12 protein-coding genes and 2 pseudogenes are annotated in these 18,352 nt (G+C 29.8%); 1 reads left to right on the top strand and 13 read right to left on the bottom strand.

Annotated elements, in window-relative coordinates:
* The first annotated feature begins 29 nt into the window (after positions 1 to 29).
* Positions 30 to 3,896 (top strand): ATP-dependent RNA helicase HrpA, encoded by a 3,867-nt coding sequence (hrpA, locus tag GAPWK_RS07300; protein ID WP_051516254.1) that lies wholly within the window; start codon positions 30 to 32, stop codon positions 3,894 to 3,896.
* 102 nt (positions 3,897 to 3,998) lie between these two features.
* Here the strand turns inward: hrpA and GAPWK_RS15595 are convergent.
* The 13 genes and pseudogenes from GAPWK_RS15595 to GAPWK_RS07235 form a co-directional block, all read right to left on the bottom strand.
* Positions 3,999 to 4,487: pseudogene (locus GAPWK_RS15595) on the bottom strand (YdgH/BhsA/McbA-like domain containing protein); the annotation flags it as partial.
* 45 nt (positions 4,488 to 4,532) lie between these two features.
* Positions 4,533 to 5,045, bottom strand: a pseudogene (locus tag GAPWK_RS15590) (YdgH/BhsA/McbA-like domain containing protein); the annotation flags it as partial.
* Positions 5,046 to 5,095: 50 nt separating this feature from the next.
* Complete coding sequence (locus GAPWK_RS07290) at positions 5,096 to 5,725, bottom strand: cyclic nucleotide-binding domain-containing protein (RefSeq protein ID WP_051516252.1); 630 nt, start codon at positions 5,723 to 5,725, stop codon at positions 5,096 to 5,098.
* A 971-nt stretch (positions 5,726 to 6,696) separates the two neighbouring features.
* On the bottom strand, positions 6,697 to 6,978 hold the full coding sequence (locus tag GAPWK_RS07285; RefSeq protein ID WP_025315588.1) for an IS3 family transposase: 282 nt from the start codon (positions 6,976 to 6,978) through the stop codon (positions 6,697 to 6,699).
* Between the two features lie 402 nt (positions 6,979 to 7,380).
* Positions 7,381 to 8,085: a CatB-related O-acetyltransferase gene (locus GAPWK_RS07280; RefSeq protein WP_025315587.1), complete on the bottom strand. Its 705-nt coding sequence runs from the start codon at positions 8,083 to 8,085 to the stop codon at positions 7,381 to 7,383.
* 27 nt (positions 8,086 to 8,112) lie between these two features.
* Complete coding sequence (locus tag GAPWK_RS14235) at positions 8,113 to 9,972, bottom strand: stealth family protein (RefSeq protein ID WP_025315586.1); 1,860 nt, start codon at positions 9,970 to 9,972, stop codon at positions 8,113 to 8,115.
* A 39-nt stretch (positions 9,973 to 10,011) separates the two neighbouring features.
* Entirely contained in the window at positions 10,012 to 11,100 is a 1,089-nt protein-coding gene (locus tag GAPWK_RS07265) for a Stealth CR1 domain-containing protein (RefSeq protein ID WP_025315585.1), read from the bottom strand.
* 1 nt (position 11,101) lies between these two features.
* Positions 11,102 to 12,298: a capsule biosynthesis protein gene (locus GAPWK_RS07260; RefSeq protein ID WP_025315584.1), complete on the bottom strand. Its 1,197-nt coding sequence runs from the start codon at positions 12,296 to 12,298 to the stop codon at positions 11,102 to 11,104.
* Positions 12,299 to 12,692: 394 nt separating this feature from the next.
* On the bottom strand, positions 12,693 to 14,786 hold the full coding sequence (locus tag GAPWK_RS07255; protein WP_025315583.1) for a capsular polysaccharide biosynthesis protein: 2,094 nt from the start codon (positions 14,784 to 14,786) through the stop codon (positions 12,693 to 12,695).
* 17 nt (positions 14,787 to 14,803) lie between these two features.
* Positions 14,804 to 15,463, bottom strand: coding sequence for an ABC transporter ATP-binding protein (locus tag GAPWK_RS07250; RefSeq protein ID WP_025315582.1), 660 nt, complete (start codon positions 15,461 to 15,463; stop codon positions 14,804 to 14,806).
* Positions 15,463 to 16,266 carry an ABC transporter permease gene (locus tag GAPWK_RS07245; RefSeq protein ID WP_025315581.1) on the bottom strand — a complete coding sequence of 268 codons (804 nt, stop codon included), beginning with the start codon at positions 16,264 to 16,266 and terminating at the stop codon, positions 15,463 to 15,465. Before GAPWK_RS07245 ends, GAPWK_RS07250 begins: the two co-directional genes overlap by 1 nt.
* Positions 16,266 to 17,165 (bottom strand): hypothetical protein, encoded by a 900-nt coding sequence (locus GAPWK_RS07240; RefSeq protein WP_025315580.1) that lies wholly within the window; start codon positions 17,163 to 17,165, stop codon positions 16,266 to 16,268. Before GAPWK_RS07240 ends, GAPWK_RS07245 begins: the two co-directional genes overlap by 1 nt.
* 33 nt (positions 17,166 to 17,198) lie before the next feature.
* Positions 17,199 to 18,341 (bottom strand): polysaccharide biosynthesis/export family protein, encoded by a 1,143-nt coding sequence (locus tag GAPWK_RS07235; RefSeq protein ID WP_025315579.1) that lies wholly within the window; start codon positions 18,339 to 18,341, stop codon positions 17,199 to 17,201.
* Positions 18,342 to 18,352: the final 11 nt, after the last annotated feature.

The raw sequence follows: 18,352 nt of genomic DNA, 5'->3' as shown, positions 1-18,352 counted from the left end.
TGGATTATTGACAGAGCATTTTACTCTCTATGTTATCTCAACAGCAACTAAAAGATTTACAATCAACGACTTTCTTAGATAAACATAAAATAATAAAACTGGCTAAAAAAGATCATCTTGAGAATGATATTAATTTGGCTATACAAGCAGCTAACCAGCATTACCAAGCTCGAGTATTGTCATTACCAAATAAAATCCATTATCCTGACAATTTACCTGTAGCTGAAAAGAAACAGGCGATTTATGATGCTATAAAAAACCATCAAGTTGTCATTATTGCAGGTGAAACGGGGTCAGGTAAAACGACACAAATTCCGAAGATTTGTTTAGAGCTAGGTTTAGGGGTTAAAGGATATATTGGTCATACCCAACCAAGAAGATTAGCTGCTCGTTCTGTTGCAAATCGTATTGCAGAAGAATTAAAAACAGAAATAGGGCAGTTAGTTGGTTATAAAGTTAGATTTTCAGACCATGTGAGTGAAACAACACTAATAAAATTAATGACCGATGGCATATTACTTGCTGAAATCCAAAAAGATAAGTTGTTGTTACAATATGACACAATTATTATTGATGAAGCTCATGAACGTAGTTTAAATATTGACTTTATTTTAGGTTATCTAAAACAGTTATTACCTAAACGCCCCGATTTAAAAGTAATAATCACATCAGCAACCATTGATGTAGAACGATTTTCTAATCACTTTAATCAAGCGCCAATAATTGAAGTTTCTGGACGAACTTATCCTGTAGAAGTGAGATATCGTCCGCCAATCCTCAATGAGGAAGATGATATAAATAGTGATTTCCAACCTATTATTGACGCTATTGAGGAACTCTCAGCAGAAAGCTTTGGTGACATATTGATATTTTTAACTGGTGAACGGGAAATTCGTGATGTTGCCGATATACTTAATAAATTAGAATTACGACATACCGATATTTTACCTTTATATGCTAGATTATCTGCAACAGAACAAAATCGCATATTTCAATCTCATTCTAAACGTCGAATTATTCTTGCAACTAATGTCGCAGAAACATCATTAACCGTGCCAGGAATTAAATATGTAATCGATCCTGGTTTAGCTAGAATTAGTCGTTATAGCTATCGAACAAAAGTCCAGCGATTACCAATTGAACCGATATCTCAAGCTTCGGCTAATCAACGAAAAGGTCGTTGTGGTCGTACGTCGGATGGTATATGTATTCGTTTATATGATGAAAAGGATTTTTTATCACGACCAGAATTTACTGATCCCGAAATATTACGAACTAATTTAGCTTCGGTAATTTTACAAATGACTTCATTAGGTTTGGGTAATATTGCTGCTTTTCCTTTTGTCGAAGCACCTGACTCGAGATATATTCGTGATGGTATTCGATTATTAGAAGAGCTTGGTGCAATATACATTAAGCATCATCAGTATCATTTAACTGAAACAGGTAAAATTTTAGCTCAATTACCTATTGATCCAAGATTGGCCAGAATGTTAGTAGAAGCAAGGCGATTGGGTTGTACGAAAGAAATAATGATCATTACAGCGGCTTTGTCTATTCAAGATCCTAGAGAAAGACCATTTGATAAGCAACAAGCTTCTGATGAAAAACATCGCCGTTTTGCAGATAAAGAATCAGACTTTTTATCTTTAATTAATTTATGGAATTACATCAAAGAGCAACAAGAACTTTTATCTGGAAATCAATTTAGAAGATTATGTCAAAAAGAATTTTTAAATTATCTTCGTATTAGGGAATGGCAAGATATTTATACTCAAATCAGACAAACCATCAAACAATTAGCTTTTCCGATAAACAGTAAAGCTGCAGATTATATTTCCTTACATACTTCTTTATTGAGTGGTTTATTATCTCATATTGGTATGAAAGAAATTGAAAAACGTGAATATATTGGTGCGCGTAATATTAAGTTTGCAATTTTTCCAAATTCTGCACTTTTTAAAAGTCAACCTAAATGGTGTATTGTTAGTGAACTGGTCGAAACGAGTCGATTATGGGGGAGAACAGCCGGAAAAATTGAAGCTGAATGGATCGAGCCAATAGCAAAACATTTAATTAAATATAGCTATAGCGAACCAAGATGGTCTAAAAAGCAGGGTACCACAATAGCCAACGAAAAAGTAACATTGTTTGGTTTACCAATTGTTGCAAGCCGAATAGTTAATTATAGCAAAATTGATCCAGTTTTAAGTCGTTCTTTATTTATCAGGCACGCATTAGTTGAAGGAGATTGGTTAACTAATCACAAATTTTATAAACAAAATAAAAAATTAATCAAGGAAGTTGAAGATCTTGAACATAAATCTCGTCGCCAAGATATTTTAATTGACGACGATGAGCTTTACGAATTCTATAATAAACGTATTGATGATTCAGTTATTTCTGCAAAACATTTTGATAATTGGTGGAAACAAAAGCAAAAAACTCAACCTGATTATCTTAATATTGATAAGGAGATGTTGATCAAACAATCAGCACAACTGATTAATCTAAATGATTTCCCTGATTTCTGGTATCAAGATAATTTTAAATTAGCATTAAAGTATCAATTTGATATAGGTCATAACCGTGACGGTGTCACAATTAAAATCCCTCTTGATTTACTTAATCAAATAAAAAATATAGGATTTGATTGGCAAGTTCCTGGTTTTAGGAAAGATTTAATTATTGCCTTAATTAAATCATTACCAAAGTCATTACGTCGTAATCTTGTTCCTGCACCGAATTATGCAGAAGCATTTTTAGAGAGAATAAAAACAACAGACCAACCAATTCTTGAAAGTTTAGAAAACGAATTTCGTAAAATGACTGGAGTAAAAATCACATCTGAAGATTGGCAACTAGATCAGGTTCCCGATTATTTAAAAATGACATTTAGCATTATTAATAGCAATAATGAAGAAATTGCATCAGGCAAAGATTTAATCTTATTGAAAGAACAGTTAAAAAATGAAGTTCAAAAAGCTTTATCTGAGTTAACAACAAAAAAAATAGTATCCATTGAGCAAAGTAATATAACTGATTGGAATTTTGGTACATTACCTACAACTTATGAAGAAAAACAGAAAAATTATACGGTTAAAGCTTATCCTGCACTCATCGATCATCAAAATTCAGTCAGTATCGAATTAGTTGAGAATCAAGAGGAACAACAAAAATTAAATAAATTGGGGCTTAGACGTTTGTTAATGCTGAATATTCCTTCACCAATCAAATATTTACATGAAAAATTACCAAATAAATCCAAATTAGGACTTTATTTCAACTCTTTTGGTACTGTATTAATGTTGATTGATGATTGTATTGCTTGTGCAGTTGATGAATTAATAGATAAATATAATCAAAATATTCAAAATCAAGTTCAGTATCAGAAATTGCTTGATTATACCAAAATGAATATTAATGAAACGGTTATAGATATTGCCAAACAGGTAGAAACTATTTTGACTTTACACTATAACATTAACAAAAAATTAAAAGGTCGAGTTGATCTATCATTAGCTTTTGCGCTGTCAGACATAAAAAGGCAACTTAGTAATTTAGTTTATAAAGGTTTTGTTGCTGATTCGGGTTATAAACGACTTGCTGATATCTATCGTTATTTACTAGCAATTGAAAAAAGAATTGAAAAACTTATGGGTAATGTAATGAAAGATAGACAATCGATGAATATTATAGAGGAAGTTGAAAGTCAATATGAAAAATGGGTTAACAGCTTACCACAAATTGTTAGATCTAAAGATATTGTCATTAATATACGTTGGATGATTGAAGAGTTAAGAGTGAATCTATTTGCTCAACAATTAGGAACCCCTTATCCAATTTCACCCAAACGAGTCAAACAGCAGATCGAACTTGTAAAATCTGAATTATAAATATTAGGATGATCATTTCAGATTTGAAAATTAGAATATGAAATAATAAGAAGAAAATTAAAAAAGAAAGTAGGGCGTGAAATACGCCCATCTTCGAAAAAACTACTTATAAAGATCTACAAATACAGTGATATTAGGTCCTTTAGTATCATGAGCAACTCGAGCAATATGATAATATTTAGCTCCATTTTCAATGGCTCTTTTACCTGCTTGATAAGAAATTTCATGATCAGTTACATAATACCCTCGGAATTTAATAGTATCAAAAGCAATCATTTTTGCAGCTGTAGCATCATTCAATTCTTGAATTTTTCTCCCGTCAGGAAGCGTTACAGTGTAACGTGTTAAACGTTGTGGTTCGGTCACAACTGCAGGAGTTGCATCAGCTGAAGCAGTTTCAGTTACTTTTGTTTGTGCCGTCTTCGTGGTTGATTGATCTATTACTTTTACTTTATTATTAAATTTGTCAGCATAAAATTTTTCATTAAATGCAGATGGTGAATAATAACCAGGTTTTTCAACTTGCATCGCCGCTTCACCACCTTGTGCAAGTGCAAGTTGGCCAGCTTCAGAATCATAAGGTATGGCGTTTTCTGGTTGAAGTTTACGCTCTGGGGCATCTTTTTTAAATAAATAAGCTGCAACTTGGATGTTGCTTCCTAATTCGGAACGTGAATCAATGTAAAAAGCGTAGGCACCTTTTGCTAAAGCTTCTTTTGCAACAGCTTGATTTAAATCAATTTCACTAGGGAAATATCCACGTATACGTACAATATTGAAAGGTTCTAACCGAATTGCCTTAGATTTTGGATATTCAAATACACCTTCGAATTTACGAAAATTCTCTGCTACTTCAACAGCCTTTGGTGCATCTGATTTATATAATTTAGCATAAACAATACGCAATGTATCATTAGATGGACTGATGTTAGTAGTAGTTATATAAAATGCAGAAGCCCCTTCTTTATCAGCTGCTCTCGACATAGCCATAACATAATCATTATCGGTATAAAAAGCACCTCGAACAGTAATTTGTTTAAAAGATTGCAGGTCCTTTGCTTGTTCTTCATTTAATTGTTGAGCTGCAAAAGAGCTAATAGGGCTTGCAGCGATAGTTGCAACAATAAGAGTTTTCTTTAAACTTATCATATTTGATTAACCTTAGAATTAACTTATTTAATATTTTATCATGAAATAAATTACTTTCCCAAAACAATTAAAGCATTTAAATTTTTGATAAAGATATATTTTCCTTTTACAGATAAAACATCAATTTCTTGAAATTTAGTTAAAATTCGGCTAACAGTTTCAATTGTTAATCCTAGATAATTAGCAATGTCAGTTCTGCTCATAGATAATTTAATGTTTAATGATGTATGACCACGTTTTTCATAACGTTTATAAAGGGAGTAAATAAAATAAGCTAGACGTTCATCGGCCTTTTTTTGTGAATAACATAAAACTAATTTTTGATAGTTATATATATCACTGCTTAATAATTTAAAAATCATATCCCTTACACTTTTATTTGTATCAACCAAAGACATCAATTCATCATAATCGAGTTCACATATAGCAACATTATTTAATGCTTTAACTGTATAGTTATAAACTTTAGTTGAGATAGAATCTAACCCAACAATATCTCCTGGTAGATAGAAACCATTAATCTGTTCATTACCATCAGATGTAGTGACATAGGTTTTTAATGCGCCTGAATGGATGATAAATAATTTGGTGAAGAATGTGTTTTCGTGAATTAAGATCTCATCTTTTATATAAGACTTTTTTCGATCTAAAACTGTATGTAGGGTATTATTAAGTAACATCGGGATACATAGTGATCCAACACTGCACAATTCACACGGAACAGAATAACTTTTTGATCGTAATGACTTATATTTAGTTTGCATCTTTCTAAAAGTATTAATCCATTAGTTGATAAAAACAGTATATTCTATAATAAAAAACATAGAATAGTTAGATATTATTTTTTTATTTACAAAAAAGTCAGATTTTATGAAAAAAACAAAATTTTTTAATCTTATATGAAATAATCATAAATCGATCAAGGGAAATTTGTTCAAATGCGAAATGCAGGTTTGGGGCAAAATAAAATAATAAATATTAAAAATGCCATTACCAGGTAGTGATATTATTTTAATGGTCAAAAGTTAAATTTCTATTTTATAAAATGCATTTTAAAGATCAGCAATTGTTTTAGTGATACTCAAACCATGCAAATAATAATTTAAAAATTCTGAGAGTAACACTCAACAACACCATAATAATTGAATAGAAGTAACTGGGTTTTAATATTTAATTTTAAAACCGAAGAGTTAACGTTCAGATTTCATGCCTAAAAAAGTAATAAGCCTAATTAGGCCTAATTAGGCCTAAATAGAATTAAAATGCAGAATGCATTATGATAAGTTATATTTAACATAATATACATTATGCGAACCTATATAAATTTAGAAGTAGAGCGCTAAATCATGATGCTACAGGAAAATTTGTGGCATTATTGGCTTGAATCTCTTCAGTTAACTAGCGAGATTTATTGACATTGATTTGAATTTTTTTTTGCGGGATTTTTTTGGTGAATTGTTTATTATTTCGGTTAATAGCCCGCTTCTCTTGCATCATGAAGCAGACTTGGCGCACCTTTATGTTACCAATACTGCTTTTGGATATACTCGCTGAGTTTGGTTGATTTGTTTGCTCTTTTTAACCAAGCATAATAACTTGATGAACTGAGTAACGGGATAGCAGATTAAATGGTTTTTCATATAAGCGTACTTCACCGACTTGGATTGTTGATGAAGTACACATGCGCCTTTTTTAGTATATCATTGGCCATTTTCAGTTCTTTAATCTCTTTTTCTAACACCATAATCCGCTGTTGCTCAGCCGTTAACTCTCGACGGCTGGTTTTATTCGGGGAAAGTTGCCTAATCCATTTATCTAGGGTTGATTTACCCACACCTAGATGGTTGGCAAGTTCGCTGATAGAAAGGTGTGCATTAGATAACGCATAATCCACTGATTGTTGTTTGAATTCGATACTAAATTTTTTGACCATGATATTTGTCTCCTATGATTTTTGTTTATATCATAGAGGCGACTTTTGTCCACTTTTTTGGCGAGGATCAAATCTCGCTAGTTAACTGAAGAGATTCAAGCCAATAATGCCACAAATTTTCCTGTAGCATCATGATTTAGCGCTCTACTTCTAAATTTATATAGGTTCGCATAATGTATATTATGTTAAATATAACTTATCATAATGCATTCTGCATTTTAATTCTATTTAGGCCTAATTAGGCCTAATTAGGCTTATTACTTTTTTAGGCATGAAATCTGAACGTTAACTCTTCGGTTTTAAAATTAAATATTAAAACTCAGTATAAAATTGGTAACGCTCCACTTTTCAGGATATTTATTAGATTAATATCAATTATATATATTTTTTTAGACTGATGCTTTATAGAATGATTCCATTAGCACCAATTTTTATAATATTTGGTTTATCTTCTAATATATTTTTATCCTTTATGAGAGTATCAATTTCTTCAACCGCTAACTCAGGGCGATCAAAACTAATTTTTGAGAGCATATTAGGAGCAAATCTCCACCATTGCTGATTTAATAATCTTTCAATTATTTCATTGCTGAATCTAAAGCGAATCAATTTAGCCGGAACACCCCCTACTATCGAATATGGCTCAACATCTTTAACTACAACAGCACCTGCTGCAATGATAGCTCCATCACCGATCTTTACATTGGGTGTTATAGTTACATTTGTGCCAATCCAAACATCATTACCAATCGTAATTGTTCTATTAGGTTTCGTAAAAACAAGGGAATTCTCTAATGGTTCTTCCATTGGTACTGGAAAAGCCCCCCATTGAAATGGGCTTGTAGAAAGCCAATTTGTAGGATGATTACCATCTCCTATTTTTACATCTGGTGCTATAGAACAATAACGTCCGATCGATTTTAATGCGGGAGACAGTCGACACCCTTTTCTTATGTAAGTATAAGCCCCTATTGAACCTTTAAATGATATTTCTCCACCAATTTTTATTGGAACTTCACACGAAACTTCAGCATTTTTTTCAAACTTTGTTCCCATATATGTATATATTTTATGTTTTCGAAGAATTACTTTTTGCTCATGATTCATGTTATAGCTCCTAATATTGTTATAAAATTACTTTTCGAATGAAGATTCGAAAGGAAAATAAGATTCTAAAAATTGGATAGTTAGTTCATTAACTGCAGAAAGTCTTTCAGTAGGAACTGCTACATCATTAATACATATGGTTTTATATTTACGAGTTACAAAAACACCATTGAATTGTCTATCAATAGTATCTTTGTATAAAGCTAAATATCTATGTGTTAAAGAGCTTGGAATAGCTAATCCTTTAAGAAAACCATAATGATATTGCATAAATGCAATCGGTCTTAAATCATTTTTCGATCTAAATCGTTCCTTTGCACATTTAGCAAATTCAGATTCATATCTATCTTCTAAAAAAGAAAGAATACTTTTTCTCGAAGGATATGGACAATGTAGCATAACATCATTTCCTGATTTACCAAAATCTTCCTTTATTAGAGTAATTGCATTTCGATCCGCTATTAAATATTCTTCTCTAGAATCATCAATATCATTCTCAAATACTCTTGTATCTGAAGGAAAATATTTCATTATTCCATTAGCAAAGAAAAAGTCATTGGGTACACAAAAATCTGTAAGCATAAAATCATCGTTAAAATAGATAAAATGCTCTGATAAACCTTCAATGTGATGAAGTTGAGTCTCTATGCTACTTGAGTTAAAAACTGGTAAAGCTTCTTTATCTTTATAAATTTCATTATGATTAACTAATACTATTCTATCATTATCAGTATTTAACCACTCAGGCGTTTGTCCACAGGTAACAATAAAAATTTTTCTTATAAATGGTGCAAACATTTCGATTGAACGCAATAAATATTTCAATTCATTTCTATTTCTGAATCGTTCATCCTCATTAGCCCTACTTTCAGTATTATTATTACTATTATCAACTAAATGAAAACTTGAGTAAAATTCTTTTTCTAACTTCCATTCAGGATCATCACCATTAACCCAAGTAATAACAGCATCAATTGGGAATGAATAATTTGATGATCGCACTTTTAAAAATTCATCTAAGTCTTTATTATTATCAACAAATTCTCTAAATGTATCCTGTGTTAGTTTACTTATATATTTGTTATTTCCCTTGATAGTGTAAAGTGGAAAGTTTGAATAATTCGCTTGCAAACTCCAAAAAGAAACTCTTATAAGAGAATAATATTTGTTTGTATAAGATTCAGATGAATATTCTTTTTCAACATGAACAAGATCAAAATATTTAAGTTTCGGAATGTCAACTTTGGAAGTAATATTTTTAATTAAAAAATATTCGTTATCGACTTTGAGGTAATAATTATTTTCTGAAAACCAATATTGAAGTACTTTGATAAACTCATAAAGATTTTCATAATCAATATGAATTCCTTTCATCCAAACGTCATCTGTAGCACCTGTCATAAACGGAATATTAATTAGTTTACAAATTTCAGTAAGTTTTTCATAAAATAATTGTCCATTTTTAGAAGTAGCCACTCTTTGAAAATACACAGGGTTCTTTTTTTTCTTTTCTTTCTTTTTTTCTTTTTTCTCCACTTTTTTAGCCTCTTTCTTTTCCTCTTTCTTTTTCTTTTCCTCTTTCTTTTCCTCTTTCTCTTTCTCTTTCTTTTTCTTTTCCTCTTTCTTTTCCTCTTTCTTTTCCTCTTTCTCTTTCTTTTTCTTTTCCTCTTTCTTTTCCTCTTTCTCTTTCTTTTTCTTTTCCTCTTTCTTTTCCTCTTTCTTTTCCATTTCCTTCGCTGTTGTTTCTATCTTTTTTTCTAATAATAAAGAAATATTTGATAAATCAATTTTATTTGATAACTCAATTTTTTTCCTTTTTGCTTTGTAATCATCAATAAAAAGTGAAGGATTACGAAATAATTTTTTTGTTTTAGCTAAAATTCTCATGAGACCTCTTTATATTTCATATCTAAGTATAACCAATAATTAACTGTAAAATTTTTTTAGAAAAGCCATTAAATTAGCTTTATAATCAAATGGATTTTGAATGTTGGAAATAAAATCATTAGCACAGAAAGAATGGGGTAATATATTTTCATTTTTTCTTGTATTTAACATATGATAATGACTGAAGGATGATGCAGATCTAATATTAAAATGATAGCAAATATCACGTGATAATTTAGATTTACCATCAAGATACATCATCCAAGGAACTAGAAAAGTGGCCAAATTAAGATCATTATCATATCTAAACCTATTAGGTAAAAAGTTATTAATTTCATTTCTAAACAACGACCACGCTAATTTGAAATAAGATTTCTTTAATGGAACATAGGTATGCACCAATGGATTACTAATTTTTTTATTATACTTTTTCAATAGCAATTCCCGACAATTCAAGCTAGCTAATAATGTTGGCGTTTTTACACCCTTTTTAAGCATTTCATCTAAATTTTTTCTGTTTAAAAATAAAGAAGATAAATTATTTCCACTTAGAAAATGTGTTTTGGGTAGAGCTCTTGCAACAAAAACATCATCATTAAAATAAATGAAATTTTCCGACAGTTCTGGAATATTATGCAAGTGGGCTTCAATAACATGTGAATTAAAAGTGGGAAGATATTTTTCATCTATTATTTGTCTATGATCAATAATTACTACTTTATTGGACAGAGAAAAATGCGGTATTTGGTTATCTGTAACTAAAAAAATAGTTTTTATCCAAGGCATGTAAAGTTCAATGCTTTTTATTACATAATATAATTCGCCATGATTTTCAAACCGGGCATTGTCAATTGATAATGGATTGATGTCCTTGATTTTATCATTTTTATAATAACTTAATTTTTTTTGCCAGTTTTGATCTTCGTTATTAACCCAAGTGATGACAGCATCAACATCATCAGTATTCTGATTTACGTCAATATTATATATTTTAAAATCACTAGCTACTAAAATACCTTCATTAAAAACATCATGACCTTGTTCATCCAATGATAAAGGATATCTATTTATGAAATAATCTCTAAAAAATAATCCAGGATTATTTAAAAGTTTACTTAATTTACTCATTTTAATCGTTTATTTTCAAATTAAAGTCATGATAATAAACAGAACCCTTAATTTGGGATTTACTGCATAAATAACTTCGATAACGTTCAAACAACTCGGCGTCAGGTTTTTGCCCTTCATTCCAAAAAAGATCCAGTTCTTTTTGGAAAGTTAGCCTTTCAATATCATAATGAGCATTACCTAACACTTTAACTGGTAATCCATGGATAAGTGCAGAAAGCCCACAAGTACTATTAACTGTAACTAGTCCTTTTGCGTTTCTTAATAAAACTGGCATAGGAACGCCATGCAAATATATTACTCTTTCACTGACACCATACCGTTTAGACAATTTTTTTATTAAATGATTATAATTATTAAACCCTTCATCCATAGGGTGATGTTTAATTAACAGATAGCTTTTATCATCGGCAAACTTGGAGAATGATCGAATAACTCTAAAAATATATGATCTCATTGAATGATAATTACTGTGAACTTGTATTTGAAAATCTTGATCACACTGCAATGGGAAAATATAAAATGGTTTATATTTGTTATTAAACAGGTTTTTTATTAATCTGGGTTGAATTAATTTTGCTTTTAACTTTCGTATTAATGCTAATCCCCAATGAGATGCATAAAAAGCTAATGATGAATTTCTATGATGTATATAATTTGAATACTTGCGTCTTTTTAAGAACATTAAAACATAATAAACACAGGTATAATATACCATTGAGTAAAAGTGTGATTTTCCTTTGTTTTCATCAAAAGAAGTAATTTCAATATTTTTATAAAAATCATAATTTTTAGGAATAAGAGAAAAGCCGTTCACACCATTTTTTTCAAATGTAATATAGTGAGGTCTTAGGTAGCCCTCTTCAAATACCCAAAATGATAAATTGGAGTTAGAATCAACTATTGACTTAGCTATTTTATGATAAGCACGACAATCACCAAAAACTACAATTGCACTAATACTGTATTTTTCAATATAATCTATTAAAAATTGACGAAATTCGGTAATTGGTTCATAAAAAGACATACTATTCTGCGGAAAGAAAAACTCATCGCCTCCATTTAAATTGATTTTATAGACCTTACATCCTTGATTTTGTAACCATTTTGTAACATTTTTAAAAAATGGGCCGACAGGTCCCTGTAAAAAAAGAATATTTTCTTTTAACTGGGCTAATTCATATAAATAATGACTCATTCCATAATTCACATAATAAATTATTTCTCATAAAAAACATATTATTTGTTATAAATACAAATATATAATTTATTAATGTGGTTCCTTTATAATTCCATTTATGAACCAAAAAACTTGTCTATAAGTTATCAATTGATAATTATAAATATAGTTTATTCCAAAGTTTAGTTTCAATGACAATAAATGTTATAAAGCATAATAACATTTATTACTAATTTACCATTATAATAAGCTAATATTAAAATTTTGTAAAATTTATTAGGATTATTTTTGACCAAATTACATGTATAAGTAATAGTTTTTTGTAAAAAATAAAACTTATATTAGATTTTTGAAAAAATCTGATAAAATTTTATACAATAAATTATGTTATAATGTATTCAGTTTTATATAATCAATTACATTTACTAAACTTCATTTTAATAATAAGAAGGAGAATCTGCTTTATTTTTTGGAGTTGCTTTTTTAACCAAAATTGTTTGATTGGTCGCATCTTTTCCAATTTTTTATTATTTAAATATTTAATCAATGTTTCCGGATCTGTAAAATCCAGACTTTGTGGGTGAATGTATATCGGATATTCGTACATTACAATGTAAATTAATTCATCTAATGATAAAATTCGTTTTCTTCTAGAGTTTGGATATATATCTTTAGTTAACCCCCAGCCAGAATAAAATGGTTGGCCATAACAAACAACTTTTTTATGACGGATTAAAGCTTCAAAACCCGCCAATGATGTAATTGTGTGAATTTCATCCACCTGTTCAATGCAATGAATAATATCAACAAATTCAACAATATCATTAACATATTTTTTTAATTCTGCTTCGCCTATCTTTCCTATTCGATTACCACTTAAAACATCTGGATGAGGTTTATAAATAATATAAGCATCCGGATTTTTTTGCCTCACAATTTGTACGAGTTCTAAATTAGTTTTAATTATTGGTGATCCATAAATTATTGATGCATCATCTTCAACTTGACCTGGTATTAATATTATTTTGGAGTTTGTATCAAGTGGTTTAATATTCTTTTCATAACCAACATTATATTTGCCTAACTTTGTTTCTATTAGTAATTGTTGTAATGAATTGGCTTGTTGTTGTTCTTCCTTTGTCACTACTTTGGTAGCTAATAATAACTCTAACTCACTAACTTGTTGAGAATTGAAATAAATACCTATCTCATCAATTACTAATGAATATGGCATTACTAAATTGGAACCTAATCCAATTGATCGAATAAAGCCATCTTCAATACGCATAGTACGAAATTGTCCATTTTGAAGAATAGAGTTAATATTTTTTTTACCTTGTCCCCAAATTAATATTTTTTGGGATTTGACTTTATGATTTAATTTATTGTGATTTTCATTATTTATAAACTTATTTATAGAATAAAAATGAGTTTGGATGGAGGGAAGATTTAGATATGGCAACAATACGTGCTTCTTCCAAAATGAAAATCCAACTAATTTAACAGAACCACGTAATTTATCATTTAATTTTTTAATTTTGATTAGGTAATTAATAACGTCGAAAATAGTCCCTTTTTTACCTGTATTTGGATTTATATATTGGCAATATAGAATATAACTTGCTGTAAATAATTCAATAATAGTTGCCTCGCTCCGTCTATTATTATGCTTTAAACTTTTTATATTTTTATGTCTATCATCTGTTAATCCCCATCCGGCATACCATGGTAAACCAAATGTTATAACTTCTTTTCCTAATAAAAGAGCTTCAAATCCCATGTGTGATGTAACTACATAGACTTTATCAACATGCTTTAAAAGTGAAATAGGATTGATATCATCACTAAACAGAATTACGGAGGTATTATTTAAGTTACTAGTTAAAAAACCTTTTTTATATCCATTAATTACATCAGTGTGTGTTTTAATGTAAACAGTTGCGTTAGGATTTTCCTTTATAGCTTTATCAAGCATTTCAAGAAAAGTTTGTTGATCTGCACCACCATATTTGACCGACATATCTCCAAGAGTTTGATCAATTACTAAAACTTTCTTATTTTGAAGGTGGTGTTCATTACTAAAGCCTGTAAAGGCTGGTGCATGATTGTATTTTGTTAATTCATTATCAATAATTAATTTTATCGCTTCAGTTGCATCATTTAAGTGAAGAAGTAAACGGCTTTTATCTTTTATCAATTTTTCTAATTCTGAAGGAGATCGAGCATCATAATAAATCCCTAATTTATCTGCTATAAGTGATAGTGGAGAAAAACCATCTAATCCTAGCCCAACGGAACGTAAAAAACCATCTTCAAGTGAAATGAATGGTAGTTGATTTTCTATTGCATATTTTCTTGCTTTTATTGTTGTAAGTCGATATCCCCAACCTGCAATCGCATTAGCTTGTTTATTTGTATTTTTATACATAAAACATAAATCAGGGAAAAAATTATTAATATTTTTAATATTAGAAATTTTTTTTGAGAAAACGGCAACTTTTTGCATAAATAATTTAGAGGTTACTATGTTAATTTTTGTTGATTGTTATGATAATTATAAGCTTCATCTATAGTTTGAAATTGGTATAAATTTCCCTCATCTAAAACCATTGCCTTATCACAATAGCTTTTAATTGCCTTCATATTGTGTGAAACTAATATTAGGGAACGATCTTTTTTATTTTCAAATAGTTCTTTTTTACATTTTTGTGTAAATCTTGAATCGCCTACAGCAATAACCTCATCGATTAGATAACAATCAAATTCTATTGACAAAGATAATGCAAAAGCCAAACGTGCTCTCATACCTGAAGAATATTTTTTTAAAGGTTCATATAGATACTCGCCTAGTTCAGCAAAATCCTCAACATATTCTTTGGCTTTTTTTATATCATTTTGATAGATTCTACAAATAAATCGTAAATTATCCATTCCAGTTAAACTACCTTGAAAAGCCCCTGAAAAAGCTAAGGGCCATGAAATAGTCATACTACGTTTGATGGTTCCTGATGTTGGTTTTTCAATTTCACTGATAAGCCTTATTAATGTTGACTTACCTGCCCCATTACGCCCAAGAATTCCAAGCTTTTCTCCTCGTTGTAGTGTAAAGCTAACATTATTTAAAACAGTCTTATAACCTTTGCGAGTTATATATCTTTTAGATACATTATCCACTATGATCATTACCCTTCCTCAAGTATATGGTTTTCATTAATTTTAACCATCGCCAATCCAATAAACAACATAACTATATCGGATAAAATTAGATAACTTATACTTTGATGAGTAGTGACAGATGAACCAAAATATCCAGAACGGAACATCTCAGTTCCATGAATGGGAGGAATTAGAAGTAACAACCTTCTAATTTCATTGGGAAAAGTATCTACCCAAAAAAAAGTACCTGAAATGGGTATCAAGATAAAACTCAACGTTCCCCATATTTTATTAAAAGCTTCAAACCTAGCTGATAAAACAAAAATAATAAGTCCTAATCCAAGAGAAAACCAACACATCAAACCCCAGGCACAAAGCATATAAAATGGGTCATTAGGTATGGAAATTAATCCAATAAATATAAAAATTATCATTACAAATATTTGTGCGGCACTAGCTCCTATTATTTCAAGAAAAATGCGCGCATATACAAGATCTAAAATACGTATATTATGGTGATATAATAATGCTTGATTAGCCTTAACAGCTCCTTTTGCTCGAGATGAACTATTACGCCACATCATTGCCATAGGATAGCCTGTTATTACAAAAGCAACAATATTGAGATTAGAAAAAGCATTAACTTTAAAAAAATACCACATTAAGCTTATCAATAAAGTCAATGACATAGGTTCAACAAATAGCCATAAAAAACCAATATTATTACGACCATAACGAGTTATAATCTCTCGCAATATTAAAGCTTTTAACACATTAATTTGTATAATGAGTGAGTGCCAAAATGGAGTTTTAGAAATAACTTCACTCATTAATCTTTGTGCTCCCTTATGCCTGCTATTATCAAATTAACTATGCCATATATAATTAGACTTATTATAAAAGTTGAGATCGTATAATAAGTTCGTGCAGGTTTGAATGAAACATCTGAAACACTTGGTTGCTCTATTCGTTCTAAATAGAGTTGTTTTTTAGTTATCTCTACTTGAGCATTACGTAAAGACAATGTAGCAGCCTCGAATTGCTGTTTAGCAACTGTATTATTTATAAGAATTTGTTGATACTCAGCTAGATTAGCATCTTTATTTTTACTCTTTTGAAATTCTGATAGTGCATTAGCTTCTTTTTTCATCTGTAATTCAGCATTTTTCAGTTCAGCTAGAGATGCAGTAATAAGATCTTGTTTAGCACGTAAATTTATTTGATTAACAAAGCCTTCAGCTTGTTTTAATAAATTTTCGTTAATATTAAATGCATCTTGCATATCAAATGCATTAACACTTATTGTTGCAATCCCCGTAGAACTATCAAAGTTAACAGTTATCATATCTCTCATATAGCGATAAAAATATTCATTTTTATTCATAAAATCAAAATTAAATCCATTGAAACGAGCAATTATATCTCCTTTTTGAGTATACCATTGTTTAACTGGTAGCAGTTTTTCAATAGAAGATAATGCATCTCTAGACTTTATGTAAGAAAGAACAACATATGAATCATCATTAGAACGAGAAAGACCAACTTTTGAAAAAAAAGTTCCTAATCCTCCCAAAGATGACTGGGTATCAGAGGAACGTATGATATATGTAGCTTCAGATGTATATATATTCTCTGCTATAAATCCAAAATAAATTATTGATAATAAAGTTGGTAGTGTAACGAGTAAATGCAGTAACCATCTTTTTTTCAACTTAATGAATAAAAACATAATGATACCAAGCCTATCTTATTAATTAAAAAATCATTCTGTAATTTGACTAACTTGATTAATCATTCCTACACTTGGTGAAAACACAGCATATAAGAATTTCTGTAGTTCAACAATTGGTGCAGAAGCAACATAAACAATATCATTATTTTGGACTTGGAAATTTTTCATAATGAAAAAAGAATTTGGATTAGTTAAGTCTATTTGATAAATTGTTGGAATAGTTTCTTTTTTATTATTGGTTAATAGTTTATCTTGATATCTAAATACAAACACACCCTTCGCATTTGCTTTATTATCAGTTAACCCACCAATACGACTTAATGCTTGAGATAAATTGATCCCTATAGCTTCAAAACGTACTTCTCTGGTTGATCCGGTTGCCCCCATTGAAATAAAAGAACTTGGCTTGTTAATTAAGGTAATTATATCATTCTGCTGAAGATGAATATTAAATTTAGGATTTGATAGAACTAAACTTAATGGGATTTGGCTATTCTTTTTATTACGTGTAAGTTGAACTAATGTATCTTTAATATCATACATATTATTGCCTAACACGGCAACAGCATCTAATAATTGTTCGCCTTTAGCTGTTAGTGGCATTTTTCCACTAAATTTATCCCCAATAATTGTTACTGTTGAAGATCTCTTTTCTAAAACTGTAACAATTATTTGTGGTCTATTCGCTATACCTGAAAGTTTTTCGACTATCTCATTTTGTACTTGTTCAGCGGTTTTATCATCAACAATTAGATTTCCAACAAACGGTAATGAAATAAGTCCTTTTGAATCAACCGTCACGACTGGTAAATCAGTCAATCCAGTTTTTGGTGCTCCAGTATCACTTGTAGCTGTAAATAATATTGCAGGTGGAGTTTCAATAATTGAAATTTTTAGACTATCTCCTTTCCCAATTCTATCAACTTTTTGAATCTGATTATTAGTTGTTTCATTAATAAATCTTAAAGGATTTTTGGAAGAGTTAGCTTCTTTAGTGAAATCGATTGAATTATTTAAATCAACTAAATTAACTTTGCTATAAATTTCATCCTGTTTGGAATTATTTTTATTTATATTTATTATTGAAGAAAAGCTTGGTCCAGAATGTGGTAAAACCGAACAACCACTTAAAATCATGGCTAGTGTTATTGGAAGAAGGGATGGTAATTTCAAAATAAATTTCC

It is taken from the genome of Gilliamella apicola (genome assembly GCF_000599985.1).
GTDB classification, from domain to species: Bacteria; Pseudomonadota; Gammaproteobacteria; order Enterobacterales; family Orbaceae; genus Gilliamella; species Gilliamella apicola.
This window is presented reverse-complemented; position numbering and strand designations above follow the sequence as displayed.